This window comes from Stenotrophomonas sp. PS02289, from assembly GCF_029960115.1.
GTDB lineage: Bacteria > Pseudomonadota > Gammaproteobacteria > Xanthomonadales > Xanthomonadaceae > Stenotrophomonas.
In genome coordinates, this window is record NZ_JASCOZ010000339.1 from 1 (window position 1) to 1084 (window position 1084).

1 protein-coding gene is annotated in these 1084 nt (G+C 69.2%); it reads right to left on the minus strand.

Annotation, left to right across the window (positions count from 1 at the left end):
- Positions 1-114: 114 nt before the first annotated feature.
- Positions 115-984 carry a methylglyoxal synthase gene (locus QMX83_RS21490; protein ID WP_282298654.1) on the minus strand — a complete coding sequence of 290 codons (870 nt, stop codon included), beginning with the start codon at positions 982-984 and terminating at the stop codon, positions 115-117.
- Positions 985-1084 lie beyond the last annotated feature (100 nt).

Here is a 1084-nt window from a genome sequence, read left to right on the forward strand (position 1 = left end):
AAATCCGGCCTACACCCGGTTGCCGTAGAGCCACGCCCTGCGTGGCTTCGACCAACCCGGACGTGCCCCAGCCACGCAGGGCGTGGCTCTACGGATATCTGGCACCCGGCAACGTCAGCCGGCGCGCTTGGCGGCGGCCTGCGCCCAGCGCGCGGCCACGCGTGGGGCGGTGATGCAGACCGCCTGGTCGGTCACGGTGGTCACCGCGCGTTCCAGCAGCTGGATATCCGCTTCGTGCTGGCGCGCCACATGCGGGTCTTCAAAGAAGATCGCGCGCTGGCAGCGTCCTTCCAGCACGCGGTCGGCAATCTGCGCGTCGCCGCCCATCGGACCGCTCTGGTAGCGGGTCACCCACTCCTGATCCTGCGGCCAGCCCTTGCTCCAGGCCAGCTCATTCAAGCGCTGGCCGGTGGTGCCGGTCGCGACCCGGTGCTGGAAGCGCGCCAACACGTCGAAATGTTCATCGGCGAAGGCCAGCATGGCCGGCTTCATCGCGTCGTGGGCAATCAGCGCCAGGGTCTGCTGCTCGAAGGCATGCAAGTCATCCGCGCCCGGGTCGGCGGTCAACCCGGCGTGCACCCGCTCGACCTCGATCCAGTCCCGCGCCGTCGCCACGGTGGAAATGAACGGCTTGCCGTGGATCACGCACTGGCGCTTGAGCGCCGTGGCTTCGGGAAAGATCGAGGAGGGGTCGACCGGGTCCATCAGGTAGATCGCCCCATCCAGCGTGCGCTCCGGCGTGCCCATGCCCACCACCTCGGCCACCAGCTTCATCAGGCCGCCCTGGCGGCCGTTCGGGTAGCGGTGCAGGGCCGGCAGGTCCTTGAGGAAGCCCAGGCGCTGGATGGCGTCATAGGTGCGCCCCACCGCGTGCAGCTCCACCCCCAGCTCGCGCAGGCCCGCCTCGCAAGGCCCCAGCCAACGGAACAGCGCGGCGTGCTTGTCGTGGTGGTGCAGACGGTTGGCAGCCAGGCCGATGCGCATGGGGATCCTTGGACGTAGGTGATGTTTGACAGTGTAAGGCGCATCCGGCGCGTCGCAGCCACGCAGGGCGTGGCTCTACCCGGGCCGTAGAGCCACGCCC

What these genes read in the sequence shown, in the direction of transcription:
- QMX83_RS21490 (WP_282298654.1), bottom strand. Translation starts at nt 984, where the DNA reads ATGCGCATCGGCCTGGCTGCCAACCGTCTGCACCACCACGACAAGCAC.